Below are 24,753 nucleotides of genomic sequence, written 5' to 3'. Positions count from 1 at the left end.
TTCCACCAGGCACGTAGGCAGTTTCCATGATCGACTCGCAACAACCGACCCGCAGGCAGGCGTGGGAGCGCGCTACCAACGTTCCGATGATGGCGTTGGCGGTGACGTTTCTCGGGGTGTACGCGTGGCACGTGCTCGACACCGGGGCCTCGCCCAGGCTGGACTCCTGGCTGACCGGCGTGGACATCCTGATCTGGGCGCTGTTCGCGGGCGACTTCGCGGTGCGGCTGTGGCTGTCGACGGACCGGCTTCGGTTCGTGCGGCGTCATCCGCTGGAGTTGCTGATCGTGGTGCTGCCGCCGTTCCGCCCGCTGCGGCTGTTGCGGGCGGCACTGCTGTTGTTGGACACGCTGAATCGCAACACCGTCACGCGCGCCCGGCTCGCGGTGTTCGTCGGCGCCAGTTCGGTACTGATCCTGCTGCTGTGCAGCCTGGCGTTCTTCGATGCCGAGTACGGCGTGGCCGACAGCAAGGTCACCGATTTCGGTGACGCGCTGTGGTGGTCGGCGGTCTCGGTGACCACCGTCGGCTACGGCGACATCTATCCGGTGACCACCGAGGGCCGCTTGATCTCCTTGATCCTGATGACCTTCGGCATCGGCCTGATCAGCTTCGCGATCGGCACCACGACGAGCTGGGTGATCGACCAGCTGAAGTCCGTCGAGGCCAGCGCCGAGCGCACCGATCGCGAGATCTCCGTGCTGCTCGACGAAGTCCGCGCGCTCCGCAGCGAAGTCGCCTCGCTGCGCGAAGCCGACGCCGACCGCCGCTGACTCGGCGAACGGCTACTTCTGCTGATTGCCCACGGGCTTCGCGGCCGGTGACGGGTCGGGCGCGACACCGTCGTGGGCCACCATCGCTTCCTCGCGACCCAGGGTGGGACCGTTGGCGAGGAGACCGATGATCGGCCACGGCGCCGGCTCTGGCTTCACTCCGGCTTGGGCGTCCATGCCGAGGGCCTTCTGCGCGTCGGGGTTCTTGATGCCGTAGCGCACGCCGGTGTCGGCGACGTAGAAGAGGGAGTCCTTGCGCCTGCTGTCGGGTTCGATGCCGGTGGTCTGGACGAACGCGCCGGTGCCCGGGGGCACGTACACCGAGTCCGCGTTCGGACCCGAGCCGTCGGCCTGGGCCAGCGGCACCGCCTTCGCCTTGTCCGGCATCGGCAGTGCGACGCCCGCGATCACCGAGAGGTCGGCGCGCTTACCGCCGTCCTTGTTGTCGGCGGCAGCCGGGTTCGGCTTCCAGGAAAGGCAGCTGATCGGACGGTCCTTGACCTCGACGATGCTCGGCCGTGCCCGCGGATAGGTATCCACCGCAAGCGACCTGGCGGGCGGCGCGCTCACCTTGTCGGTCTGGGCGATGACGGTGTTGCTGGACGACGGGCGGTGGGTGTTGCCGATGATATCGGCGGTCAGCTCGGACACCTGCTGCAGACCGTCCTGGAGCACCACGTAATCCACGTCCGGCTCGCTGGACACCTGCACCACGTCGCCGACGCGGTGCCCGCCGATCTGATAGCTCACGGCCGCGCCCGGGTCGTTGATCTTCGGCGGAATGATCTGTGGCACTTCGGGAATCGCGTTGATCAGACCCTCGCTGACGGGACGCGGGATGGCGCCGGTGATGCCGAGCGCGTCCGTCACCCTGCGGTCGGTCATGTCGACGCGGGCGCGGGTCTCGTTGTAGACCAGGTACGCCTGCTCTTTGACCTTCACCAGCAGCGCCTGGTCCGCGGGCACCTCCGAGGCCTTCTCACCCAGCTCCAGATCACCTGCCAGCACGGTGGTGGTGAGGTCCTTGGAACCGTCGACCTTCATCACGTCGCAGACGGTCCACGCCCGGCCCTTGCCGTCCTTGTCGAAGCGCAAAGCCGCGGGCGCGCCGGGGATTCCGATCAGCTGGCCGCGCGGCTTCTTGCCGAGCTCGGACTCCTTGACGATCACCGCCTTGCCCGATTCACCGGAGGCGAGCCGGGCCGAGGCCAGGTTCAGCGCCGGGTGCACCACGCCGTCGATCATCACGTAGACGCCGCCGGACTCCTTGCCGATCAGCAGCGTGTTGGTGCCGATCTTGTCCTGCGGGCGGAGCAACGCGAGAATGCCGCAGCCGGCGAGCACGACGCAGGCCAGCACCAGTCCCGCCGCATAGGCGCGGGACTGCGAGCGCATCGGATCGTGCAACATGCGGACATCCCGGCGCACCAGTGCGTGCTCCATCCGCCGAACCAGAAAGCGGTAACCGCTCACCTGCCAGCGAGTGGTGGGTTTTGAAGGCATGGTTCCTCCCCCGAACAGTGCTCACGTTCGCGGAACACAGTACAGTTCGCTGGGACTCTTGTTCAGCTCGGCCGGTGGAAAACGGTCGATACCGGGTACTTTGGGGGACGCTGATGGCCGAAGCCACAGGGGTGGGACCGCGCCCGCTGCTTGGTCGCATCTCGCTGCCGAATCTGTTGATCGCACAGGTGATCGGCTTGATCGTGGCGGTGATCGCGCTGGTGGCAGGCCTCGGCGGGTGGATCGCGCTCGGCGTCGCCGTTGTCGTCGGCCTGCTGCCGCTGATCCCGATCGCCAAACGCACCGTGCTGGACTGGATCGCGACCTGGTGGCGCTATGTCACCCACCGCGAGTACGAGATCGGCGACACCGTCGACTTCCGCGGCCCCGACGACCGCTCGCTCGGCCTGTACTGGGACGGTACCCGCGTGGTGACGGTGGTCGAGGTGCTGCCGCCCAAGGGTGGGCTGACCCGCATCTCCAGCAGCACCGTGCACGCCTCGCACCTGCTCCCGCTGCCGGAACTCGCCGCCTGCCTCAACCAGCACGACATCCTGCTCAGCGGCATCGACATCATCAGCCACGGACACCGCAGCCGCGCTGGCACCCCGGCGGGCAAGATCTATGAAACGCTGCTCGGCCCGCTGCCCGCCACCGCGCACCGCGCCGTCTGGCTGGCGATCGGCTTCGACGCGATCGCCTGCCCGGAGGCCGCGGCGCGCCGCGGCGGCGGCAGCGAAGGCGCGTCACGCGCGGTAACCATTGCGACGCAACGCATCATGCGCGCGCTGGAGGACGCCGACTGCAGCGCGCGCATCCTGACCGCCCCCGAGATCCGCAAGGCGGTCCTGCAGATCACCTCGGGCTTCGACCCGCGCACCCTGACTCATCGCTGGCGCTACGCCGAGATCGGCAACGCCGTCAACGTCGGCAGCGCGGTCGATCCGAAGCAGCTCGGCTCGGATCTGCTCGCGCAGCTGTGGGTCGCGCCCTCGCGCGGCACCACCGTCACCGTGCGGCTGCGCCCAGGCAGTTCCGCCGAATCGGTGAGCATCGGCGCGGCCTGGCGACTGACCGCCCGCGAACTGCCCGAGAACGGCAAGCTCAAGGGCATGGTGTCGATGAACGGACGCCACCGCGACAGCCTGCTCGCGCACTTGCCTTTGGCCGTACCGGGACTCGACGACACCGTGCCGATGACCGAGTACCCGATCGACGTCATCGGCGCACTGCACCTGCCCTCCTCCGGGTGCGGTCAGCTCATCGGCTCCGACGAGAACAACCAAGGTGTGGCCGTCCGCATCATCGGCACCGGCATCTCGACGGTGTACGTGGCGGGCGAGCTCTACCTGGCGCAGCAGTTGGTGTTCCGCGCGCTGGCCGTCGGGGAGCGCATCCTGATCCGCACCGACCGGGCGCACGCGTGGGAGAACCTGGTGCAGACCATCGGCAACCCGGAACGACTCGCCATCGCCGTCGAAACCCACCAGTCCGACGCGGGTTTCACCGCGACGGTGGTGGACGGTGTGCTCGCGCCCGCACCGCACGCCGGTGTCACGACGATCTATGTGACCGGTGACCCGATGGGCTGGCCCGCGACGAGGCCGGACCTGTCCATCCACCAGCCGGGCGCGATCGGCAACCGCGTGGTGCTGCGCACCGGAACCGCGCAGGTGGATCTCACCCTCGTCTCGATTCCGCGCGAGGCCACCTACATCGGGCATCCGCGCGGGCGCAGGCCCGTCGCGAACGCCGCGCACTGACGGTCCGGCGTCAGCCGGGATAGGGATCGGCCGTCCGCGCGGTCCGCAAATGCCGTCCCCACCAGTCCAATTGGCGAAGCAGCCGCTCGCTCGCATCGATCGCCGCGCCGTCGGTCGGCGTGCCGGTGGCATCGAACTGCCGCTTGGCCTGGTGGATGCTGACGGTCTCCCGTATCGAGACCATGTGGATCTCGGCGACCACCTGGCGAAGCTGTTCCACCGCGCGCAGGCCGCCGGAGAGTCCGCCGTACGAGACGAAGCCGATGGGCTTGGCGCGCCACTCCCGCTTCGCGGTGTCGAACGCGGTTTTGAGGGAGGCCGGGTAGCCGTGGTTGTACTCGGAGGTGATCGCGACGAACGCGTCCGCGGCCGCCAGCCTGGCCCGATAAGCCTGAGCCTCCGGCGTGTCGGTGAGGTCCGTCGGCAGCGGCGTCCCGATGAGATCGATGACGCCGGTGTCGAATTCGGGCCGCGTCCGGACCACGCGCAGGAACCAATCGGCGACCACCGGAGCGAACCGCTCCGGGCGCACGCTTGCCACGATGACCTCGAGCCGTAGCGGGGTGTCCATCCGGCGAGCATAGAAGACGCTGCCGGAAGCAGTCCGCGAACGTCCACGTGACAAGCGGAGTTACGCCGAGCGCGAGATTCCGGCACTCCGCGCGGACGGCACGTACATTGGACGGGCGACACCGAAAGACGTTGCGGGGGCGATGTTTTGCAACGAAGCCGAAGGAGACGCCATGTACGTGGTGACCGGGGCGACCGGCAACATCGGCGCCGAACTCGTGCGCGCGCTCGCCGAGGGCGGGCAGCCGGTCCGGGCGGTGGTGCGTGATCCGGCGCGCGCGTCGCTACCGGCGGGCGTCGAGGCCGTCACCGGCGACCTGAACCGACCCGAGACCCTGGCCGACGCGCTCGACGGCGCGCACGGGATGTATCTGATGCCGGGCTACGAGAACCTCGAGGAGTTGCTCGCGCTGGCGGGCAAGGCCGGGCTGGCGCGGGTGGTGCTGCTCTCGGGCGGCTCCGCGGCGCTGGCGGATCTCGGCAACGCGGTCTCCCGGTACATGACCCTGTCCGAACAAACCGTGCGCGAATCCGGTCTGCCGTGGACCTTTCTGCGGCCGCGCTCGTTCATGTCCAACGCGCTGCGCTGGCTTCCCCAACTGACTACGGGCGACGTGGTGCGAGCCCAGTTCTCGTGGGTGCGGGTCGCGGCCGTCGACCCCGCCGATATCGCCGCGGTGGCGGCGCGGGCACTGACCGGCGGCGATCTCGACGGCCGGATCCTCGATCTCACCGGCCCGGAGGCGCTGCTGCCCGCCGAGCAGGTCGCGGTGCTGGCCGAGGTTCTCGACCGACCGCTCGTGTGCCGCGAGCTCGACGAGGAGGAGACCCGCGCCGAACTGGCGGCGACCATGCCCCGCGCCTACGCCGAGGCGTTCACGAGCTTCTTCATCGACGGCACACTGGACGAATCCGAGGTCCACCCGACCGTGCGCGAGGTGACCGGCCGACCGCCGCGTACCTTCCGGCAGTGGGCCGAAGCGCATGCCGACGCCTTCCGGACCGCGGCCTCCTGACAATCCGCGATCGCGAACCGATTCGGCGAGCGCAGTCGCGCACGTCAGCCCGCTGCGGCGACTTCCGCGGCGCTCCTCGCGAATTCGGCGAGCCCGTCGACCGGAACCACGGATGCGCTGAAATCCAGTGCACGCCTGGCCCGTTCGGGATCGGCGACGAAATGCCGCACGTCGCCGATCCGGTATTGACCGGTCACGATCGGCGACGTCCCGCCGCGGGCCTTGGCCATGATCGACGCCACCTCCCACAGCGTGATCGGGTGGCCGGAGGCGATGTTGAGCGGCACGAAACCGGACAGCTGTCGTTCGATCGCGGCACGGGTCGCGGCGGCGGCATCGCGGACGTGCAGGAAATCCCGCACCTGCCCGCCGTCCTCGAACACCCGCGGCGCCTGACCCGCGAGCAGCTCCTCGCGAAACCGGGTGGCCAGACCCGAGCGCGCGCCCTCGCCGTACACGTTGTGGTAGCGCAACACGGTCACCGCCGCCCCGGTGCTCAGACCCCAGGCCAGCGCGTACTGCTCTTGCGCCGCCTTGCTCGCGGCATAGAAGCCGCGCGGGCGCAGTGGCGCATCCTCGCCGACGGCCTCCCAGGTGAGCACCTCGCCGGTGCGCGGCGCGCGGTGGTCGAACATGCCGCGATCCAAATCGGCGCGCGAGCGCAGGCCGGGGAAGAACGGCCCGCCGCGCACGCTGCGATAGCGGCCTTCGCCGTACACGGAGATGGAGGACGCCAGCACCAGTCGCCGGACGCCCGCCTGGCTCATGGCGGCGAGCAGGACCGCCGTGCCGTGGTCGTTGTGCGCGGCGAACGCGGCGATGCCGGAATCCGATTCCCCGTTCGGCGCGGTGACGGCCGCCAGGTGACAGACCACCTCCGCGCCGCGCAGCAGCGGCGCGAGCCCGTCGGCGTCTCTGACGTCCACCCTGGCGACGCCCTCGGGTGGCTCGGCGTCGGGCCCGTGCACGTCGCCGTGCATCAGATCGAGTGCGATCACCTCGTGCCCGGCGGCCGTCAGCGCGCCGCGCACATGTGATCCGAGGAATCCGGCAGCTCCGGTGAGCAGTACTTTCATCGCAACCACACCCCGCCGCCCCCGGCCGACTCCGAGCCGATGGCGGCACGAACGTCGCACCGTCCCATACGGTTACGGTAGTGCGAAAGGCAGCGACACGCCGGTATGGACACGGCACCGATCGCACGTGTCGGTTTCGCCGATCGCCGCCACCGAGGCCCGGATGAGCTCCTTGAACGGGGCCAGGTTGCGCTTGAACTCGGCGAAGACGTCGATGGCGTGCACACCGTCGCCCTCTTCCAGACCCGCGTCCAGGTCGGTCACCAGAGCGACCGCGGCGTAGCACATCTCCAGCTCACGGGCGAGCACGGCCTCCGGGTGACCGGTCATGTTCACCAGGTCCCAGCCCTGACCGGCGAACCAGCGGCTCTCGGCGCGGGTGGAGAAGCGCGGGCCCTGCACCACGACCATGGTGCCGCCTGCTTTCAGCGGCAGGGCTTCCACCTCGGACTTCGTCACCGCGACGCGCAGTTCCTCGCAGTACGGGTCGGCGAAGGAGACGTGCACGCCGCCGCCGTCGAAGTAGGTCTGCGGACGACCCGAGGTGCGATCGACCAGCTGGTCCGGCACTGCGACGGTGCCCGGTCCCCAGTCGGCGCGCAGGCTGCCCACCGCGCACGGCGCCAGGATCCGGCGCACGCCGAGCGCGCGCAGCGCCCACATGTTGGCCTGGTACGGCAGCGTGTGCGGGGCGTATTCGTGCCGCTTGCCGTGCCGGGGCACGAAGGCCACCGGCCGTCCCTCGACCTCGCCCACCGCGATCGGGGCACTGGGCTTGCCGTACGGGGTGTCGACTTCGACCTGGGTGGCGTCGTTGTCGAAGAAGTCGTAGAAACCACTGCCGCCGATGACGGCGAGGGCGGGCCGGGGAAGCGAACTCATGGGCTCGATTCTTCCGCCCACCCGCTGCTCCCGCGCAACCGGTACCGGTCCGGCGAACCGATGCGTGAGCGACACCACTCGGGTGCGTGGGCAATGATGGGACGATTCATCGTTTCTAGCTGGAGGTGGCTGTGTCGAGCGCGGGCGTTTGGCTGACCGTGGCAAGCGGTTTGGCGTTCGCCAGTTCCGGACCGCTCGCGAAATCCGTGCTCGCCGCGGAGTGGTCGCCCGGGGCGGTGCTGGCCGTGCGGCTGACCGGGGCGGCGGCGGTCATGCTGGCGCTTGCCGCGCTCGCCGAACCCGATGGCCTGCGTGGCAGCGTGCGTCATCTGCGCACCATCGGCGCGTTCGGCGTGATCGCGCTGGCGGGTGTGCAGGCGACGTTCTTCCTGTCGCTGGAATACCTCCAGGTGGGGGTATCGCTGATGATCCAGTTCCTCGCGCCGATCGCGGTGATCGGCTGGGATTGGGCAGTGCGCGGACGCAGGCCGTCCGACGCCACCCTGCTCGGCGCGATCGTGGCGCTCGCCGGCGCCGCGCTGGTGATCGATGTCTTCGACGCGGGCGGGCTGAGCCCGGCCGGCTTGGGCTGGGCCGCGCTGTCCATGCTGTGCAACGCCGCGTTCTTCCTGCTCTCCGCGCGCACCTCGGACAGCCTGCGCCCGGTGGTGCTGCTCGGCACCGGCCTGACCGTGGCCGCGGCGACCAGCTGGGCGCTCGGCGCGCTCACCGTGCTGCCGATCCACATCGGCAGCGCCACCGCCGTCATGGCCGAGCGCCGCCTCCCGGCCTGGGTGGCCCTGGCATTGCTGATCCTGCTCAGTACCGTGGTGGCCTACCTCTGCGGCGTGGCGGGCGCGGCGCGCATCGGGGCGACGCTCATGTCGCTGATCCTGTTGAGCGAGGTGCTGTTCGCGGTCGCGCTCTCCTGGCTGCTGCTCGGCGAGGCGGTGGCGCCGGTCCAGTTGTTCGGCGCGATGCTCGTAATAGGCGGAATCGCGCTGGCCAGGTACGGTGCCGATCAGCGCGCGACACGGCGGACGCAGCCCGCGCCGGGCCGCGCGCGGACCTGACAACACGCCGGAACAAATGTACCCTAGGGGGGTATTAATCGATGATCGATTCTTCCGGCAGGCAGCAAGGAGACAGTCGGTGACCACCCCGGACACGAAGACCACCCAGGACCAGCCGGGCCACGACCACTCGGCACACGGCTACATCACCGCCAAGGACGACTACCTCAAGCGCCTGCGCCGCATCGAGGGGCAGGCCCGCGGGTTGCAGCGGATGGTCGAAGAAGAGAAGTACTGCATCGATATCCTCACCCAGGTCTCCGCGATGACGAAAGCGCTACAGGCCGTGGCGATGGGCCTGCTGGAGGACCACATCAGTCACTGCGTGGTGGACGCGGCCGTCGCGGGCGGCCCCGAGGCCGAGGCCAAGATCAAGGAAGCGACCGACGCGATCGCCCGCTTGGTGCGTTCCTGATCGACGTTCACCCGTGGCGCAGCCGATAGGCCGCGGCCGCGCCGGGATGAAGCGGGATCGGGCCCGTGCCGATCAACGAACGCGCGTCCAGGAATTGGGTGCCCGCGGCCTCCGCCGGGACCAGCAGGTTCGGGCGCCCGACCAGTAGATCGACGATCGCGGCGGCGGCCTCGTCCGCCAGGGCGGGCGCCGCGAGCAGCAGGTTCGCCACGCCCACGGTCTGGATCGCGGAGGCTCCCGGATAGGCATCGCCCGGGATCTCGACGCGGTCGTAGATGTGCCCGTAGCGCTGGCGCAGCGGGGCGGCCAGCTCATCGAGATCCACCAGGCGCATCCGCAGCGGCACCTCCAGCGCCGCGGTCGGCACGCCGCCCGCCCACAGCAGCGCGTCGACCGCACCGGAGCGAAGGGCCGCCGCGGCGTCGCGCAGCGGGCGATGCTCCACGATGACATCGGTCGCCGGATCCAGCCCCGCGGCGAGCAGGATCCGCTCCCCCGTCAGCGCCGCGCCGGAACCCTGGGCGCCCAGATTCACTCGCTTGCCGCGCAATTCGACCACCCGGCGGACATCGCTGTCCGCCCGCACGGCGAGCTGGAGATAGTTCTCGTAGACCCGCCCGAGCGCGAGCACGCCGCCCGGCGCGCCCCTGCTCGAATCCGCCAGCGCCAGACCGGCTTCCGCCTCACCCCTGGCCAGCATGGCGAGATTGTCCTGTGATCCGGAGGTGGTGATCGGCTCGATCCGCACCGTCCCCGCGTCGGCGGCCGCCGACGCGAGCAGGCGCGCGAACGCGTGATAGAAACCGCCCACCTCACCCGAAGCCAACCGGACCACCGGATCGTTCCCGCTCCCGCACCCCATGACGCCGGAAGCGCCGACGCCCGCGGCGCCGATGGCCGCGAGCGCCAGGAACTTTCGCCGGTTCAGCCGACCCGTCACGACACCACCGCCACGGGAAGACGGACGGAGATCGCGAGTCCGTGCGGTGCCACCGCGGAGACCGAGAGCGTACCGCCGCGCGCCTGGGCGAGAGCCGCGGCGATCGGCAGGCCGAGGCCGGAACCGCCTGCCTGCGCGGAGGAACCGCGGAAGAACCGGGTGGTGAGCTTGCGGATCTCGTCGGAGGGGACGCCGCGGCCGTCGTCGCGCACCGTCACCGTGACCCATTCCGGCTCGATCCCGACGGACACCACGGTGTCCGCGCCGGATCCGGCGTAACGGTTCGAATTGCTCAGCGGCACATCGAGAATCTGCGCGAGCACATCCGCGGTCACGGCGACCTCGGCAGGCCGCCCCGGTTGCTCGGCGCGCAGCGACTGCCCGGAGGCGGCGAACGCGGAATGCCAGGCGTCGATGCGGTCGGCGACGACTTGGCCCGCGTCGCAACGCTGTTCGGCCGTAACCGCCGCGGGCGCGAACGCGTCCGGCGTCTCCGCGACCGCGAGGGTGAGCAGACCGTCGAGCAATGTGGTGAGCCGCTCCACCTCCGCGCTCGCCCCGCGGAAGGTGTCCGCGGCGTTCTGCGGAATCGCGTACTCCAGCGAATCCAGCCGGATGGTCAGGGCGGCCAACGGATTGCGCATCGCGTGCGCGGTGTCGGCGACCAACTGGCGCTGCGCCTCCGTCGAGTCCGCCACCGCCAGCGCCATGGTATCGAAAGATTCCGCGACAGCGCGCATTTCGGGCGGACCGCCGTAGTGGCGGGCGATCGACGCAGGCGGTGCGTCGTCGGCGGCCTGCGGCGCGGACCGCGCCTTCGGCAGCGTCGCGGTCAACTCGGCGACGGCCCGGGAGAGGGCCGCGAGCGGACGCAGCACCCAGCGGCTCAGCGTCAACGCGAGCATCGTGAAGAGCACCATGGCCCCCACCCCGCCGACGCCGATGATCAGCCACGCGCGGGTGATGTCGCGGCGCGCCTGCGCGGTGGACGCCTCGATGACGACGGCCCCGTTGACCTGCACCCCGGTCCCGACCGGTCGCGCGACGAGCATCATCGGATCGCTCCACGGCATGAGCCGGTCGATCGGATGCGGTCGCTGATTGCGCCGCGCGTCGGCAACCGCGGCGACAACGGCCGGATCGATGATGGTGACGCCCGCGTTGACCGCGGTCGCCCCGCGCGCGTCGACCACAAGCACGTTCTCGCCGTACAACTCGTGGTAGCGCGCGACCTCCTCGGCCAGCGCGGCGTAGTTGCCCTCCACCGCCAAAGCGTCGGCGAGAGTGGCGAACCGATCCGCGTCGCCGGAGCGGCCGAGCACCAACTCCTGGGTCCTGCTGGTGGCATAGGTCAGCGAGAGCGGCACCGCGAACGCGAGGACGGCGATCGCCGCGAACACCGTCAGCGCGGCAAGAAGTCTGCGCCGCATGACATTTGGCCCTCCCCGCTCACTGCCCCCACCGGTACCCGTAGCCGCGGATCGTGGTGATCAGCCCCGGCCGGTTGAGCTTGGCGCGCAGACCGGTCATGTGCACGTCCAGCGAACGCGAGACCGCGATGAACGCGTCGCCCCAGATCCGGTCCATCAGCTGCTGGCGGCTCACCGCCGCACCCGGCCGTTCCACGAGCGCCTCGACCAGCTCGAATTCCTTCTGCGTCAACGCGACCGGCACCCCGCCGACCTCGACGACCCGAGCCGCCAGATCGACGCGCACATCGCCGGTGATCACCTCGGTGCGCTCCGAATGCGCGACCGCGGCCGCCCGGCGCATCACGGTTTCCAGCCGCGCCATCAGCTCCGCGATCCGCGGCGGCTTCACCAGATAATCGTCCGCGCCGCCACGCAATCCACGCACGATGGAGCGTTCGTCGCTGCGCGCCGTCAGGATCAGCACCGGCACCGAACTCACCTCGCGCAGCTGCCGCAACACCTGCAGGCCGTCGCCGTCGGGCAGACCGAGATCGAGGATGACGGCGTCGTAGCCGCGGTGGTCGAGCAGCAGCTCGCTGCCACGACGCTTGCGCTCGGCGGAATAACCGCGGGCATTGAGCGCCTCGACGAGCGCGTCGCCCACACCGTCGTCATCTTCGACCACCGCAAGCCGCACGCGCCGATCCTGCCACATGGGCTGGATCGGCGCGGTCACGAGTCGCTCAGCCACGCACGGCGGCCATGGGGCGTTCGTCATCGCTTCCGGCGCTCACCGCGTCGGCCCGCGCCTTGTCGTCGGCGTCGATGGTGGACTCCGCCGAGGTCTCCCGCATGAAGTAGTAGGTCACCAGCGAAACCGCGATGCAGCCCGCCACGTAGTAGAAGTACACCGACTCCATGCCCGCCTTCTTCAGTGCGAGCGCGATCATCTCCGCGGTGCCGCCGAAGATCGCGACCGTCAGTGCGTAAGGCAGGCCGACGCCGAGCGCCCGGATCTTGGTCGGGAAGAGCTCCGCCTTCACGATGGCGTTGATCGAGGTGTAGCCGGTGATGATCAGCAGGGCGACCATCATCAGGCCCCAGGCGGCGACCGGGTTCGAGGTGTGCGCGAGCACGGTCATGAGCGGCACGGTCAGCAAGGTGCCGCTCACGCCGAAGAAGATCAGCAGCTTGCGCCGCCCGATCTTGTCGGACAGCCCGCCCGCCAGCGGCTGGATCACCACGAACACCAGCAGCGCGACGAAGTTGATCCAGGCCACCGTGCCCTTGGAGATGCCGGAGGTGTTGATCATGAACTTCTGCATATAGGTGGTGTAGGTGTAGAACGCCACCGTGCCGCCGAGCGTCAGACCGACAACGAGCAGGCACTCCCTCGGGTACTTCAGCAGGACCCGCAGCGAACCGCGCGAGGAACCGCTGGGCTCCTTCGAGCCGGAGGCCTCCGCCTCGAAGGACGCGGACTCGTCCATCCCGCGGCGCAGCAGCATGACGACGATCGCGCCGCCCGCGCCGATCACGAACGGGATTCGCCAACCCCAGGAGTGCATCTGCGCGGAGGTGAGCACCTGCAGCAACACGATCTGCACGCCGAGCGCGGTGAGCTGACCGGCGACCAGGGTCACGTACTGGAAGCTCGAGTAGAACCCACGACGGCCCGCCGAAGCGACCTCGGACAGATACGTCGCGCTGGTGGCGTACTCACCGCCGACGGAGAGACCCTGCAGCAGTCGCGCGAGCAGCAACAGCACCGGGGCGGCGATGCCGATGCTCTGGTAGCCCGGCGTAATCGCGATGAGCAGCGAACCGGCCGCCATCACGGTCACCGACAGCGTCAGCGCGGCGCGCCTGCCGAACCGGTCCGCGTAACGGCCGAGCGCCCAGCCGCCCAGCGGGCGCATCAGGAACCCGACCGCGAACACGGCCGCGGTGGACAGCAGCTGAGCGGTCGAATCCCCTTCGGGGAAGAACGCTTTCGCGAAGTACACGCTGAACGCCGCGTACACGTACCAGTCGTACCACTCGACCAGGTTGCCGATCGATCCGCGCAGCACGTTCGCGACGACGCGGCGTTCGCCACCGGACTGTGTCGTAGTCACCGAATCTCCTCCTTCGACGCTTCTTCGCGTCAACTGGAAGAGAGTGTGTCGGCAGTCACAAGGGATTCGGAAGCGTGCGGCGGGTTTCCTAACTGTCTCTTAGTACGATGGCCACCGCACGCTCGCGCAGGTCAGGAGCGCAACAAGGGGGCCAGAGCGCGCAGCGGGCCGAGGTAGTCGGACCCGAGCGCCTGCAGGGCGACGTGGTCGGCGCCCGCCTCGAGGTGGGCCCTGAGCTGCACGGCCACCTGCTCCGCGCTGCCGTGCACCGCCAGCTGGTCGATCAGCCGGTCGCTACCGGGCGTGGTGACATCGGCGTCGTCGAAACCGAGCCTGCGCAGATTTGCGACGTAGTTGCCGAGCCCGAGGTACATGGGCACGATCGTGCGTCCGACTTCGCGCGCCCGCTCCGGGTTTTCGTCGATGACGAACTTCTGCTCGGTGGCCAGTAGCGCGTCCGCGCCGAGCACCACACGGGCGCGCCGGGTGTGCTCGGGGGTCACCAAGTACGGCAGCGCGCCCGCGGTCCGATCGCGCGCCAGCTCCAGCACCCGCGGGCCGAGCGCGGCGAGGGCCCGCCGCTGCTTCGGCACTCCGGCCGCGTCCAGCTCGTCGAGGTACTCGACCAGCGCGTCGTAGGGCTTGCGGTAGGGACCGTTGAATTCCGGATGCCCGGCGCCGACGCCGAGCAGGAAGCGGCCTGGGAAGCGCTCCTCGATGCGGTGGAACGAATCGGCCACGATCTTCGCCGGGGCCGCCCAGATGTTCACGATGCTGGTGGCCACCGTGAGCGAATCCGTCGCGGCGAGCAGCGATTCCACGACGGGCAGCTCCGCGGGCGGGGAGCTGCCGAGCCATACCGTTCCGTAGCCGAGCTCCTCCAGCTCGTGCGCCTCCTCCGGAGTCACCCCCTGGTAGCCGCGCCATACACCGAATCGTCCGAGACCGTCGATTGTCATGTGGGAAACGAACCTCCGCTGTCCCCGTTCCTATTCCGCGCCGCGGAGCGAGGCCCCCTGGGCATTAGCACTCAGGACATGAGAGTGCTAACTTGGAGGGTGCACAGCTCCCGGCGGTCGCCGCCGTGGCGGTCGCCGACGTACTGAGATGGAGGTGATTGCTGTGCTGCGATTCGATCCATTCCATGACATCGACACTGTCGCTCGCCAGCTGCTCGGCGAGAACGTCGGAACGGCACGCGCACCGCGATTCATGCCGATGGATCTGTTCAAGGCGGGCGACCACTATGTGCTCAATGCCGATCTGCCCGGCGTCGATCCCGGCTCGGTGGATGTGAGTGTCGACAACGGCACCCTCACCCTGCGCGCCCAGCGCAGCCTGCCTAGCGACGAAGGCGTCCAGTGGATCGCCTCGGAACGCTTCGCGGGAACCTACATGCGCCAGCTGTCCCTCGGTGACAACGTCGACGCCGACAAGATCAGCGCCACCTACAACAACGGTGTCCTCTCGGTGACCATCCCCGTCGCCGAAAGGGCCAAGCCGCGCCGCATCGAGATCTCCGGCCACTCACAGCCCAAGACCATCGAAGCGAGCACCGGCGACTGAACCACTCCGGTACCGCGGTTCGCTGAGACCGGCCGCGGTACCGGTCCCCTATTCACTCTCCGCCGCAGCACCCTCGGGTCGGCACGACGCGCATCTCCCTGGTCTCGGCATTGCGCGCCGCCAGGTCCGCGTCGGCGGGATAGTCGACCGCGACCAGGCTCAGGCCGTGGGCCGGAGCGACGGTCACCGCGCTCGCACGCTCGGTCTCCTCCAGCAGTCCGGCGATCCATTCCACGGTGCGCCTGCCCTCGCCAACGGCGAGCACCCCGCCGACCAGGCTGCGCACCATCGACCAGCAGAACGCGTCGGCGCTGACGAACGCGGTGAGCAGGTCCCCCTCCCGCTCCCAGTCGAAGCGCTGCAATTCGCGGACCGTCGTCGCGCCCTCCCTGCGACGGCAGAACGCCGCGAAATCGTGCAACCCCAACAGGCTTCGGGACGCCGCGCGCATCGCCTCCAGATCGACGCCCGGGCGGCACGGCACCACGCTCCGGGCGCTCAGCGGCTCCGCGCCGTACGGCGCGGTGGTGAGCCGGTAGACGTAGTGGCGGCGAATCGCCGAGAAGCGCGCGTCGAATTCCGGCGGCGCGCTCCGAGCCGCCTTGATACGCACGTCTTTCGGAAGGAAGCGAGCCATGCGGTGGACGAGCTTGTCACCGTCGAACTCGGCGGTGGTGTCGAAGTGCGCGACCTGCCCCTCCGCGTGCACCCCGGCGTCGGTGCGGCCCGCGACGGTCAGCTGGATCGGCTCGCGGAATACCTTGCTCAGCGACTCCTCCAGCACGCCCTGCACGGTCCGTAGCCCCGGCTGGCGGGCCCAGCCGATGAAGTCCGTTCCGTCGTAGGAGATGTCGAGGCGCGCCCGCACCGCATCCCGGAGCTCGGTCGCCGCCGTCGGGGACACTGGAGACGCCGCCGGGGCAGCAGAGTCGGTCTGTGCGCTAGCCGATTCCATCGAATCCTCCACTGTCACAACAACTTCTCGTCGAACGCAAACCAGCCCACGGAGTCACGACGGGCCGCAGACAGGTTCGGCCGATCGACGCGAATGAGCCCGCCACCCACAGGGGCGGCGGGCTCATTCGAGAAACCCGACCCAGGTCAGGCGTCCTTCTTGTCCTCGGCGGACTCGTCGGCCTGCTCCTCGGCAACCGGAGCCTCGGCCTCGGCGACAGCCTCGTCGGCCTTCTCCTCGACGACCTCGGGAGCCTGTTCCTCGGCCTTCTTGGAGGCGGCGACGCGACGGGCGCGATCGGCCTCGTTGGTCACGGTCTTCTCCCGGACCAGCTCGATGATCGCCATCGGCGCGTTGTCACCCTTACGCGGCAGCGTCTTGGTGATGCGGGTGTAGCCACCCTCGCGACCATCGAACGAAGGCCCGATCTCCGCGAAGAGCGAGTGGACGACGTCCTTGTTGCGGATCACCTTCAGCACCTCGCGACGGTCGGCAAGGGTGCCGCCCTTCGCCTTGGTGATGAGCTTCTCCGCGTAGGGACGCACGGCCTTGGCCTTGGCCTCGGTGGTGGTGATCCGGCCGTGCTCGAAGAGCGCCGTGGCCAGATTGGCGAAGATCGCCTTCTGGTGCGACGCCGACCCGCCGAAGCGGGCACCCTTCTTGGGCTTAGGCATTGTTGATTCTCCTTGTATGCGGCCGGGCCGGGGCGCCTACCCCAGCGGCCTAGAGCTGTTCGGTCTCGGCGTAGTCCTGCTCGCCGCCATCGGTGTCACTGAACGTGCCGCTGTCGCTCCACGTGCCGGTGCTCGCGTCGTAACCCACCACGGAGGACGGGTCGAACGACGCCGGGCTGTCCTTCAGCGAGAGGCCGAGCGCGTGCAGCTTGACCTTCACCTCGTCGATGGACTTCTGGCCGAAGTTGCGGATGTCCAGCAGATCCGACTCGGTGCGGGCGACAAGCTCGCCCACCGTGTGCACACCCTCGCGCTTGAGGCAGTTGTAGGACCGGACGGTGAGGTCCAGGTCCTCGATCGGCAGACCGAACGAGGCGATGTGATCCGCCTCGGCCGGCGAGGGGCCGATCTCGATGCCTTCGGCTTCGACGTTCAGCTCGCGAGCGAGGCCGAACAGCTCGACCAGGGTCTTGCCCGCCGAGGCGAGCGCGTCCCGCGCGCTGATGGAGTTCTTGGTCTCCACGTCCAGGATGAGCCGGTCGAAGTCGGTGCGCTGCTCGACACGGGTGGCCTCGACCTTGTAGGTCACCTTGAGCACCGGGGAGTAGATCGAATCCACCGGGATCCGGCCGATTTCCGCACCGGACGCCTTGTTCTGCACCGCCGGGACGTAACCGCGACCGCGCTCGACGACGAGCTCGATCTCGAGCTTGCCCTTGTCGTTCAGGGTGGCGATGTGCATGTCCGGGTTGTGCACGACGACGCCGGCGGGCGGCACGATGTCACCGGCGGTGACGGTGCCGGGTCCCTGCTTGCGCACGTACATCGTCACCGGCTCGTCCTCCTCCGAGGACACGACCAGACCCTTGAGGTTCAGGATGATGTCGGTGACATCTTCCTTCACGCCGGGAACGGTGGTGAACTCGTGCAGAACGCCGTCGATGCGGATGCTCGTGACCGCGGCCCCCGGGATCGAGGACAGCAGGGTACGCCGCAGCGAGTTGCCGAGGGTGTAACCGAAGCCCGGCTCGAGGGGTTCGATGGTGAACTTCGAGCGGTTCTCGGCGACGACCTCTTCGGTCAGGGTCGGACGCTGGGAAATCAGCATGAGGATCATCCTCCTTTTAGGGCGCCCGCTATTTGACGCCTCGTTTTAAGGGGTTGTGCTCGACCATCCGGCGAACCGAACGACCGAGCACCAGCGGCATTCGCTGATTACTTCGAGTAGTACTCGACGATCAGCTGTTCCTGCAGCGGCACATCGATCTGGGCGCGCTCCGGCTCCTGGTGGACCAGGATCCGCAGACGGCCAGGGATCACCTGCAGCCAGCCCGGAACCGGGCGATCGCCGAGGGTTTCGCGCGCGACCTGGAAAGGCAGGGTCGGCAGCGACTTCTCCTTGACATCGATGATGTCGTACTGGCTCACCTTGTAGCTGGGCACGTCGACCTTGACGCCGTTGACCAGGAAGTGGCCGTGGCTGACCAGCTGACGAGCCTGGCGACGGGTGCGCGCCAGACCGGCGCGGTACACGACGTTGTCGAGACGGGTCTCGAGCAGACGAAGCAGGTTGTCACCGGTCTTGCCCTTGAGGCGGTTGGCCTCTTCGTAGTACCGGCGGAACTGCTTCTCCATGACGCCGTAGGAGAAGCGAGCCTTCTGCTTCTCCTGCAGCTGGAGCAGGTACTCGCTCTCCTTGATCCGCGCACGGCCGTGCTGGCCGGGCGGGTACGGGCGACGCTCGAACGCCTGATCGCCGCCGACGAGGTCGACGCGCAGACGACGCGACTTGCGGGTGATGGGTCCGGTGTAACGGGCCATTTCGCTCTACCTTCCTTTCCCGCTAGACGCGACGCCGCTTGGGCGGACGGCAGCCGTTGTGCGGCTGCGGGGTGACATCGGAGATCGTGCCCACCTCGAGGCCTGCGGCCTGCAGCGAGCGGATCGCGGTCTCACGGCCCGAACCGGGGCCCTTGACGAACACGTCGACCTTCTTGACGCCGTGCTCCTGTGCCTTGCGGGCCGCGTTCTCGGCGGCGAGCTGCGCGGCGAACGGGGTCGACTTACGCGAACCCTTGAAGCCGACGTGACCCGACGACGCCCAGGAGATGACGTTGCCGTTCGGGTCGGTGATGGACACGATCGTGTTGTTGAACGTGCTCTTGATGTGCGCGTTGCCGTGCGGGACGTTCTTCTTGTCCCTGCGGCGCGACTTCTGGGTCTTCTTGGGGCCGGAGGCCCTGCTCTTAGGAGGCATCCGTATCCCTTACTTCTTCTTGCCTGCGACGGTGCGCTTCGGGCCCTTGCGGGTGCGCGCGTTGGTCTTGGTCCGCTGGCCACGCACGGGCAGGCCACGGCGGTGGCGCAGGCCCTGGTAGCAGCCGATCTCGATCTTGCGGCGGATGTCGGCCTGCACCTCACGGCGCAGGTCACCCTCGACCTTGAACTCCGAGGCCTCGATGTAGTCGCGGAGCTTGGTCAGGTCGTCGTCGCTGAGATCCTTCGAACGCAGGTCCGGGCTGACGCCGGTGGCCTCGAGGATCTCCTTGGAGCGGGTACGGCCGATGCCGAAAATGTAGGTCAGCGCGATCTCCATGCGCTTTTCGCGCGGGAGGTCGACGCCCATGAGACGTGCCATGTGGCAGTTTCCTTAATCGTTGCGGAGGTCTGCTCCCTGTCCGTTCCCCCGTCTTGTGTGGGGCACCGGCCTCCGTACCGGTGGTTGGCTCGCACGCCCCGGGCCTTCTCTCGAAAGCCCGAATTTCCACAGCGTGCGGCTGGAGCTGGGAGTTCTTCGTTGTGCCAATCCGAACCGCGTTCGGTGCTTGGCGGTGAGCCCTTGATCAGCCCTGGCGCTGCTTGTGGCGCAGGTTGTCGCAGATCACCATGACCCGGCCGTGGCGGCGGATCACCTTGCACTTCTCGCAGATCTTCTTGACGCTCGGCTGAACCTTCACGTCCGTCCAATCTCGTTGTGGTCCACAGAGGTGTGAACACAGTTTTTCCCCAGCCTGGCGGCTGGGGAAGTCTTTTGTTGTGCCGTCCTCGCGAACGGCCGTCCCTCCGGGAGGGACCTGGGGTAAAAGCCTTGGTCCGGGTCGAACCAGCCCGCCCATCCGGCGGTCCGGAGATGCCCGACCCGCGCGAACGGTTGGTCCGCGCCTAAGCCAACCCGCCCGTTCGGGAGTCCGGGGGCGAAGCCCGCCGGGCGGGGTGTGGGGGTTGCACCCCCACAAAACACCAAGTGAATCGACCTAGGCGAACGCTCACCGTGAGCAGCGTTCGCCGACTCGATTCACTTGTAGCGGTAAACGATCCGGCCGCGGGACAGGTCGTAGGGCGAGAGCTCGACGACCACCCGGTCCTCGGGAAGGATGCGAATGTAGTGCTGCCGCATCTTTCCGCTGATGTGCGCGAGAACCTTGTGCCCGTTCTCGAGCTCGATACGGAACATCGCATTGGGCAGCGGCTCGACAACTCGACCCTCGACCTCGATGGCCCCGTCCTTCTTCGCCATGTCCTCCGCGATCCCGGTTCATCGAGCGACTTCGCCGATCGAACCTGGTGTGATTGCCTGGTGTCTGCTTGTATGTACCGGACGGCGTAACCGAACCGGCGGCATGCAAACAGGCGGCGCATAGGTGCACCGCCGTTCCAGCTTACCGGGAGGCATCCGATCCGGCAAAAACGCCCCGCCAGGAAGTCGCAGGGCGGCCGCTCCCTGCGCCACGGCGGGTGGGGCCGGTCACGTAAACTGACCGAGTCCAGGAAACGGTCGAGCAGACTTAGGGGGATGCCGTGAGCCAGCGTACCGGGCCAGCCGTCGGCACTGCGCCCCTCGGCCACGACAGGGCCGAGCGCGAGGGTAGCGGGCGAGCCATCTCGGGCACCACGAAAACCGAGCGCACGACGGAGCCGTGGGACAGCGAGGCGATGCGGTGAGTCGTAACAACGACCTCCCGATGCTGCCGCCATGGCTGTCCGACAGCGAGGTCACCGGCGGTTACGAAGCACCGGTACAGAATCTCCCGCACGAAGAGCTCATCGACGACGCGCCCGACCGCAAACGACGCCGCAAGCCCCAGGCGCCCGATGGTCGGAACGACGCGAATCAGGGCTCCGGCCGCAAGGACAAGAAGCGCAGGTGGCTCGGCCGCGACAAGGACGAGCCGGTCGAGGAGCAGCCCAGCGCGCCCCCGGCCGAAGAGCAGCGCCGCCCCGAGCCGCCCGCCGACTCCTGGGGGCAGCCGCAGTCCGGTTGGTCGTCCGGCCCCGACACGGAGGCGGGCAGGCCCGATGATTCGCCGCGGCAAGCCGCGCGCGGCCAAGCCGATCGCAACGATTCCTGGCAGCAGCAGACCGAGGGGCCGGTTCGGCAGCAGCCGATAGGCGCGCCGGATCACCCGGTCCCGCCCCGGTTCGACGCCCACGGCCAGCCCCCGCAGACGAGCGGCGGTCCCGGCCAGACCCCACAGCAGCAGTTCGGCGGACCAGGACAGCCGATCGGCGGTCCCGGTCAGGCACGGCCCGAGCAGATCGGCGGACCGAGCCGACCGGAGCAGCAGACCGGCGGCGCCGGGTATACGCCGCAGCAGCCGATCGGCGACGGCGGGCCGCAGTGGAGTGGCGCGCCGGAGCAGTTCGGCGGGCCGGGTCGAGCGCCGCAACAGCACGGCGGCCAAGGACAACCGCCCTACCAGCAGACCGGCGTGCCCGGATACCAGCAGCCGATGGGTGGGCCGGGACACCAGCCGCAGCAGCCGATCGGCGGCCCAGATCAGCCGCCGGTCGACGGTTCGAGCCAGGTCGCGCAGCGACCGGGCGAGGCATGGGCCGGGCAACCGCACCCCGAGGACCCGAGGTCGTCGGCACCGCGAGGACAGGGTGGGCAGTCGAGCCTGCCCACCCGGCAGCCGAGCCAGCCCTCCGAGGGCTTCCAACCGCTCGGTCAGCGCACCCCCACACCGACCGCCCCCGAGCCGCCTCCGTCGGACGAGGCGACCACGCGCTACGAGCGCAGGCTTCCCGACCTGCCGCCACCGCCGAGCCACGTCCGGCCGTCTCCGGCCGCCGAGGACAGCTCCACCCGAACGACCGGCGATCCGCAGGCCGGGCACAGCGTCACCGGCGGGGCGGCCGAGAACCACGTGGCCGACTCGCCTGCCGAGCGCCGCATTCCGGCCGGGGACCCCGTCGTCCCTCCGGCAGCGGTGAATCACACTCCCGCTCAGGCGGACACGGGTCAGGGCTCCGCATCGACGGTGCAGGACCACAACCCCGCCGCAGCCGACGCGGACCGCGCGGCGTCCGAATTCGACGCGGCCCCACCGTGGCTCGCAGGTCCGAGCGCGGCCGCGTCGCCGGGCCCGGTCGGATCTCCCGCGGAGCAACGCCGCGTGCCACGCACGCCCGAGGGGGCTACGCCGTCGAGCGACGCGCCACCCTCCTGGCTCGACGGCCCCGAACAACACCAGCCGAGCGCCCGCCCTGAGCTTCCCCCGCCACCCGCGAATTTCGCCGAACAGTCCGAGGCGCAAGCGACTTCGCCCGCCGCGCAGCAGACACCGGCGTCGGCGAGCGACATCGGTCGATCGGGCGAGCCCTCACCCGTCGCGCACGCGAGCGGCACGTCCGCTGCCGTCGATCCGGTGAACGGCGCCGAGCGTCCGAACTCCGAGGCCCGGCCGGTCGGCGACGAGGCGGCTCCGAGCTCCTCCACGGACGAGCGGAGCGAAGGCGGAATCCCTTCGCGCCCCGACGACTCCGTGTACGGACCGGCGGCGGTCGGACAAGGCCAGGGCGACGAGTCCACGCGCAACACCACGGGCCCAGCCGAAGACGCTGAGTTCGCGGGAGGCGGCAGGCATCGACTGTCCGCGGAACCCCAACCGAGCGAGCGTCCGTGGGGCGCACCGGGTCCGGCCCAGGGCGGACACCGGGCTCCGGTCAGCGATCAGCCCGCTCCCGGCGAGGTGCGCCGGGATCCCGGCGTCTTCGCACAGCAGGGCGGCCAGGCCCCCGGCGGCGAAATGCCGTGGACGCAGGCCGGATACGGTACCCAGCCGCCGGCCCCGCCGAACGGCCCGCAGCCCGGCTACGGCTATGCCGACCAGCGTCAGGGTGGTTACGCTCCGGCCCCCGGCCCCGACGCGAACGCCTATCACATCCCCGGCGATCGCCGGCCCGGCGAGCCGGGATATCCGACGCAGTCCGGGCCGGGAACGGTTGAGCCCGCGAACAACCCGCCCGGCTTCGTCGCGCCACCGGCCGCCGATCAGCAGCCACCCGCACCGCCTTCGTGGAACCAGGGCGCGCAACCTCCCGCGCCCCCGCAGGGCCCCACGGGCGAGAGCTGGGGTCGGCCGCAGCACGGACCGGCCGGTGAGAGCTGGGGCCAGCAGCCGCAGGGCGGTCCGCGTCAGCCCCAGCAGGGCCAGCCCTCGCTGGACGACGTTCCCTTGCGCCGCGCGAAGAAGTCGCCGGGCAGTGGTTGGCGCAAGGCCGTGCACCACATGTCCGGCGGCGCGATCAATCCCGGCATGTCGGCCGAGGAGCTACGGCTCCAGGAACTGGTGGCCAGGATCAGGCAGCCGGTCCGCGGCGACTACCGCATCGCGGTGCTCTCGCTGAAGGGCGGCGTCGGGAAGACGACCACCACCATGGGTCTGGGATCGATCTTCGCCTCCGTCCGCGGCGACCGGGTGATCGCGGTCGACGCCAACCCGGACTTCGGCACGCTCTCCCAGCGCGTGCCGCTGCAGACCCGGTCGACGGTGCGCGACCTGCTGCTCGATCCGTCGATCGAGCGCTACTCGGACGTGCGCAGGCACACCTCGCAGGCCACCAGCCGACTGGAAGTGCTTGCCAGCGAACGGGATCCGGCGGCGTCGGAAGCGTTCAACGACGAAGAGTACCGGGCGGTCGCTCGAATCCTGCAGCGCTACTACAACATCATCCTCACCGACTGCGGCACCGGTCTGATGCACTCGGCGATGGCCGGTGTCCTGGACCTGGCGCATTCGCTGGTGCTGATTTCCTCGGCGGCGATCGACGGCGCCCGCAGCGCCGCGGCGACGCTGGACTGGCTGTCCCTGCACGGCCACGATCACTTGGTGCGCAACGCCGTCGTGGTGATCAACCTGCCACGCGAGGGTTCACCGAATGTCGGCGTGCAGCAGCTGCGCGAGTACTTCCTGTCCCGCTGCCGCGCGGTGCACATCATCCCGTATGACGCGCACCTCTCGGAGGGCGCCGAGATCGATCTGCACCGGCTCAGCAAGCAGGCCAAGCGCGCCTACGTGGAACTCGCCGCGACGGTCGCCGACGAGTTCAGCGTCGACCACCGCCGCTTCCACAGCTGAGCGCTGCGGTCGACCGAACGGTTGGACCGAGCAGTTCGACCACGCAGCTCGACAAACACTGTGTGCCAAAGAGGTTCGCCGGTCGGGTACCGAGGAGGGGTGACGACACCCGACCGAACGAACCACCTCACCACTCGGGCAGCCGCCTCCGACCCGCGAGCACGTCGCGGACCAGGTCGTCGTAGGCGTCCGCCAATTCGGCGAGGTGGTGCCAGGCGCAGTGCAATAGCTCGTCGTGCGCGTCGAGCGTCATCAGTGCGTGGTGCGCACGCACCGAGGACTCCGCGAGCCGATCGATCACCGCGCCGACAGTCTCGGTGTGCAAAGTAGCGCCGAGCCGATGCTGGGGCACGCTGCGCGTCACCCAGTCGTCGATGGCCATGACCAATTCGCTTCGGCGCCGTTCGTTTTCGAGAATATGAGTGGGATCGGTGTTCACCGATCCACCACGACCGACAAGTCGCCGCTCGTGTAATACCGCCAGATCACGGGCGAACCAGAGCAGGGGGCCACCTACGACCCGATGCCCGCGACACGCCCGAACAAGTAGATCCGAAGTGGGCAGTAGCCCGGAAGACACGGACTGCACTGCCGAATCGACACACCGGGGTGTGCCGGGAACTGCCATCACAATCGTTGATGAATCCGAACCTGCCA

The 24,753-nt window shown here is 69.2% G+C and carries 25 protein-coding genes; 7 read left to right on the top strand and 18 right to left on the bottom strand.

Going from position 1 to position 24,753, the window contains the following annotated elements; translation table 11 throughout:
• The first annotated feature begins 26 nt into the window (after positions 1-26).
• Positions 27-773, top strand: coding sequence for a potassium channel family protein (locus tag AC3ERS_RS05615; protein WP_431964151.1), 747 nt, complete (start codon positions 27-29; stop codon positions 771-773).
• Between the two features lie 12 nt (positions 774-785).
• On the opposite strand, the gene eccB is transcribed toward AC3ERS_RS05615, so the two are convergent.
• Positions 786-2,276 carry a type VII secretion protein EccB gene (gene eccB, locus AC3ERS_RS05610; protein WP_431964149.1) on the bottom strand — a complete coding sequence of 497 codons (1,491 nt, stop codon included), beginning with the start codon at positions 2,274-2,276 and terminating at the stop codon, positions 786-788.
• A gap of 113 nt (positions 2,277-2,389) precedes the next feature.
• On the opposite strand from eccB, the gene eccE reads away from it, so the two are divergent.
• On the top strand, positions 2,390-4,039 hold the full coding sequence (gene eccE, locus AC3ERS_RS05605) for a type VII secretion protein EccE (protein WP_431964147.1): 1,650 nt from the start codon (positions 2,390-2,392) through the stop codon (positions 4,037-4,039).
• 10 nt (positions 4,040-4,049) lie between these two features.
• On the opposite strand, the gene AC3ERS_RS05600 is transcribed toward eccE, so the two are convergent.
• Entirely contained in the window at positions 4,050-4,610 is a 561-nt protein-coding gene (locus AC3ERS_RS05600; RefSeq protein WP_431964145.1) for an NADPH-dependent FMN reductase, read from the bottom strand.
• A 172-nt stretch (positions 4,611-4,782) separates the two neighbouring features.
• Here AC3ERS_RS05600 and AC3ERS_RS05595 point away from each other — a divergent pair, with 172 nt between their 5' ends.
• Complete coding sequence (locus AC3ERS_RS05595) at positions 4,783-5,625, top strand: NAD(P)H-binding protein (protein WP_431964143.1); 843 nt, start codon at positions 4,783-4,785, stop codon at positions 5,623-5,625.
• Between the two features lie 44 nt (positions 5,626-5,669).
• On the opposite strand, the gene AC3ERS_RS05590 is transcribed toward AC3ERS_RS05595, so the two are convergent.
• Together AC3ERS_RS05590 and AC3ERS_RS05585 are read right to left on the bottom strand one after the other, a co-directional pair.
• A complete protein-coding gene (locus AC3ERS_RS05590) occupies positions 5,670-6,701 on the bottom strand; it encodes an NAD-dependent epimerase/dehydratase family protein (protein WP_431964141.1) in 1,032 nt (343 codons plus the stop codon).
• A 72-nt stretch (positions 6,702-6,773) separates the two neighbouring features.
• Positions 6,774-7,583 (bottom strand): S-methyl-5'-thioadenosine phosphorylase, encoded by an 810-nt coding sequence (locus AC3ERS_RS05585; protein WP_431964139.1) that lies wholly within the window; start codon positions 7,581-7,583, stop codon positions 6,774-6,776.
• Between the two features lie 131 nt (positions 7,584-7,714).
• Between AC3ERS_RS05585 and AC3ERS_RS05580 the strand changes: the two genes are divergently transcribed.
• Positions 7,715-8,656, top strand: coding sequence for an EamA family transporter (locus AC3ERS_RS05580; protein WP_431964137.1), 942 nt, complete (start codon positions 7,715-7,717; stop codon positions 8,654-8,656).
• A gap of 79 nt (positions 8,657-8,735) precedes the next feature.
• Complete coding sequence (locus AC3ERS_RS05575; RefSeq protein WP_068057015.1) at positions 8,736-9,071, top strand: metal-sensitive transcriptional regulator; 336 nt, start codon at positions 8,736-8,738, stop codon at positions 9,069-9,071.
• Positions 9,072-9,078: 7 nt separating this feature from the next.
• Here AC3ERS_RS05575 and AC3ERS_RS05570 read toward each other — a convergent pair whose 3' ends face one another.
• From AC3ERS_RS05570 to AC3ERS_RS05550, 5 genes are all read right to left on the bottom strand, one after another.
• Positions 9,079-10,011, bottom strand: a complete 933-nt coding sequence (locus tag AC3ERS_RS05570) for a TAXI family TRAP transporter solute-binding subunit (protein ID WP_431964135.1) — start codon at positions 10,009-10,011, stop codon at positions 9,079-9,081.
• A complete protein-coding gene (locus tag AC3ERS_RS05565; protein WP_431964133.1) occupies positions 10,008-11,441 on the bottom strand; it encodes a sensor histidine kinase in 1,434 nt (477 codons plus the stop codon). The genes AC3ERS_RS05570 and AC3ERS_RS05565 overlap by 4 nt, the downstream gene beginning before the upstream one ends.
• 19 nt (positions 11,442-11,460) lie before the next feature.
• Positions 11,461-12,120, bottom strand: a complete 660-nt coding sequence (locus tag AC3ERS_RS05560) for a response regulator transcription factor (RefSeq protein ID WP_431964533.1) — start codon at positions 12,118-12,120, stop codon at positions 11,461-11,463.
• Between the two features lie 46 nt (positions 12,121-12,166).
• The gene (locus AC3ERS_RS05555; protein WP_431964131.1) at positions 12,167-13,540 is read right to left on the bottom strand and encodes an MFS transporter; all 1,374 of its coding nucleotides are present in this window, start codon (positions 13,538-13,540) and stop codon (positions 12,167-12,169) included.
• Positions 13,541-13,671: 131 nt separating this feature from the next.
• Positions 13,672-14,499 (bottom strand): LLM class F420-dependent oxidoreductase, encoded by an 828-nt coding sequence (locus tag AC3ERS_RS05550; RefSeq protein ID WP_431964129.1) that lies wholly within the window; start codon positions 14,497-14,499, stop codon positions 13,672-13,674.
• Positions 14,500-14,662: 163 nt separating this feature from the next.
• On the opposite strand from AC3ERS_RS05550, the gene AC3ERS_RS05545 reads away from it, so the two are divergent.
• On the top strand, positions 14,663-15,106 hold the full coding sequence (locus tag AC3ERS_RS05545) for an Hsp20/alpha crystallin family protein (protein WP_431964531.1): 444 nt from the start codon (positions 14,663-14,665) through the stop codon (positions 15,104-15,106).
• Positions 15,107-15,158: 52 nt separating this feature from the next.
• On the opposite strand, the gene truA is transcribed toward AC3ERS_RS05545, so the two are convergent.
• The 8 genes from truA to infA all read right to left on the bottom strand — a co-directional run bounded on the left by truA (position 15,159) and on the right by infA (position 20,252).
• Positions 15,159-16,061, bottom strand: coding sequence for a tRNA pseudouridine(38-40) synthase TruA (truA, locus tag AC3ERS_RS05540; RefSeq protein ID WP_431964127.1), 903 nt, complete (start codon positions 16,059-16,061; stop codon positions 15,159-15,161).
• A gap of 146 nt (positions 16,062-16,207) precedes the next feature.
• The gene (rplQ, locus tag AC3ERS_RS05535; RefSeq protein ID WP_431964125.1) at positions 16,208-16,735 is read right to left on the bottom strand and encodes a 50S ribosomal protein L17; all 528 of its coding nucleotides are present in this window, start codon (positions 16,733-16,735) and stop codon (positions 16,208-16,210) included.
• A 49-nt stretch (positions 16,736-16,784) separates the two neighbouring features.
• The gene (locus AC3ERS_RS05530) at positions 16,785-17,843 is read right to left on the bottom strand and encodes a DNA-directed RNA polymerase subunit alpha (RefSeq protein ID WP_067785162.1); all 1,059 of its coding nucleotides are present in this window, start codon (positions 17,841-17,843) and stop codon (positions 16,785-16,787) included.
• A 107-nt stretch (positions 17,844-17,950) separates the two neighbouring features.
• Positions 17,951-18,556, bottom strand: coding sequence for a 30S ribosomal protein S4 (rpsD, locus tag AC3ERS_RS05525; protein WP_067785061.1), 606 nt, complete (start codon positions 18,554-18,556; stop codon positions 17,951-17,953).
• A gap of 22 nt (positions 18,557-18,578) precedes the next feature.
• Entirely contained in the window at positions 18,579-18,992 is a 414-nt protein-coding gene (gene rpsK, locus AC3ERS_RS05520; RefSeq protein ID WP_011207365.1) for a 30S ribosomal protein S11, read from the bottom strand.
• 9 nt (positions 18,993-19,001) lie between these two features.
• Positions 19,002-19,373, bottom strand: coding sequence for a 30S ribosomal protein S13 (gene rpsM, locus AC3ERS_RS05515; protein WP_039795645.1), 372 nt, complete (start codon positions 19,371-19,373; stop codon positions 19,002-19,004).
• 205 nt (positions 19,374-19,578) lie between these two features.
• Positions 19,579-19,692, bottom strand: coding sequence for a 50S ribosomal protein L36 (gene rpmJ, locus AC3ERS_RS05510; RefSeq protein ID WP_011207363.1), 114 nt, complete (start codon positions 19,690-19,692; stop codon positions 19,579-19,581).
• 338 nt (positions 19,693-20,030) lie between these two features.
• Positions 20,031-20,252 carry a translation initiation factor IF-1 gene (infA, locus tag AC3ERS_RS05505; RefSeq protein WP_003418601.1) on the bottom strand — a complete coding sequence of 74 codons (222 nt, stop codon included), beginning with the start codon at positions 20,250-20,252 and terminating at the stop codon, positions 20,031-20,033.
• A gap of 2,353 nt (positions 20,253-22,605) precedes the next feature.
• Between infA and AC3ERS_RS05500 the strand changes: the two genes are divergently transcribed.
• Positions 22,606-24,096, top strand: a complete 1,491-nt coding sequence (locus AC3ERS_RS05500; protein WP_431964529.1) for a MinD/ParA family ATP-binding protein — start codon at positions 22,606-22,608, stop codon at positions 24,094-24,096.
• Positions 24,097-24,223: 127 nt separating this feature from the next.
• Here AC3ERS_RS05500 and AC3ERS_RS05495 read toward each other — a convergent pair whose 3' ends face one another.
• Positions 24,224-24,535 carry a DUF4254 domain-containing protein gene (locus tag AC3ERS_RS05495; protein WP_245668422.1) on the bottom strand — a complete coding sequence of 104 codons (312 nt, stop codon included), beginning with the start codon at positions 24,533-24,535 and terminating at the stop codon, positions 24,224-24,226.
• Positions 24,536-24,753 lie beyond the last annotated feature (218 nt).

It is taken from the genome of Nocardia sp. bgisy134 (genome assembly GCF_057708325.1).
The sequence above is the reverse complement of the archived record's forward strand: the minus strand, read 5'-3'. Positions and strand labels throughout refer to the sequence as shown.

What these genes read in the sequence shown, in the direction of transcription:
- AC3ERS_RS05615 (WP_431964151.1), top strand. Translation starts at nt 27, where the DNA reads ATGATCGACTCGCAACAACCGACCCGCAGGCAGGCGTGGGAGCGCGCT.
- eccB (WP_431964149.1), bottom strand. Translation starts at nt 2,276, where the DNA reads ATGCCTTCAAAACCCACCACTCGCTGGCAGGTGAGCGGTTACCGCTTT.
- eccE (WP_431964147.1), top strand. Translation starts at nt 2,390, where the DNA reads ATGGCCGAAGCCACAGGGGTGGGACCGCGCCCGCTGCTTGGTCGCATC.
- AC3ERS_RS05600 (WP_431964145.1), bottom strand. Translation starts at nt 4,610, where the DNA reads ATGGACACCCCGCTACGGCTCGAGGTCATCGTGGCAAGCGTGCGCCCG.
- AC3ERS_RS05595 (WP_431964143.1), top strand. Translation starts at nt 4,783, where the DNA reads ATGTACGTGGTGACCGGGGCGACCGGCAACATCGGCGCCGAACTCGTG.
- AC3ERS_RS05590 (WP_431964141.1), bottom strand. Translation starts at nt 6,701, where the DNA reads ATGAAAGTACTGCTCACCGGAGCTGCCGGATTCCTCGGATCACATGTG.
- AC3ERS_RS05585 (WP_431964139.1), bottom strand. Translation starts at nt 7,583, where the DNA reads ATGAGTTCGCTTCCCCGGCCCGCCCTCGCCGTCATCGGCGGCAGTGGT.
- AC3ERS_RS05565 (WP_431964133.1), bottom strand. Translation starts at nt 11,441, where the DNA reads ATGCGGCGCAGACTTCTTGCCGCGCTGACGGTGTTCGCGGCGATCGCC.
- AC3ERS_RS05550 (WP_431964129.1), bottom strand. Translation starts at nt 14,499, where the DNA reads ATGACAATCGACGGTCTCGGACGATTCGGTGTATGGCGCGGCTACCAG.
- truA (WP_431964127.1), bottom strand. Translation starts at nt 16,061, where the DNA reads ATGGAATCGGCTAGCGCACAGACCGACTCTGCTGCCCCGGCGGCGTCT.
- rplQ (WP_431964125.1), bottom strand. Translation starts at nt 16,735, where the DNA reads ATGCCTAAGCCCAAGAAGGGTGCCCGCTTCGGCGGGTCGGCGTCGCAC.
- AC3ERS_RS05530 (WP_067785162.1), bottom strand. Translation starts at nt 17,843, where the DNA reads ATGCTGATTTCCCAGCGTCCGACCCTGACCGAAGAGGTCGTCGCCGAG.
- rpsD (WP_067785061.1), bottom strand. Translation starts at nt 18,556, where the DNA reads ATGGCCCGTTACACCGGACCCATCACCCGCAAGTCGCGTCGTCTGCGC.
- rpsK (WP_011207365.1), bottom strand. Translation starts at nt 18,992, where the DNA reads ATGCCTCCTAAGAGCAGGGCCTCCGGCCCCAAGAAGACCCAGAAGTCG.
- rpsM (WP_039795645.1), bottom strand. Translation starts at nt 19,373, where the DNA reads ATGGCACGTCTCATGGGCGTCGACCTCCCGCGCGAAAAGCGCATGGAG.
- infA (WP_003418601.1), bottom strand. Translation starts at nt 20,252, where the DNA reads ATGGCGAAGAAGGACGGGGCCATCGAGGTCGAGGGTCGAGTTGTCGAG.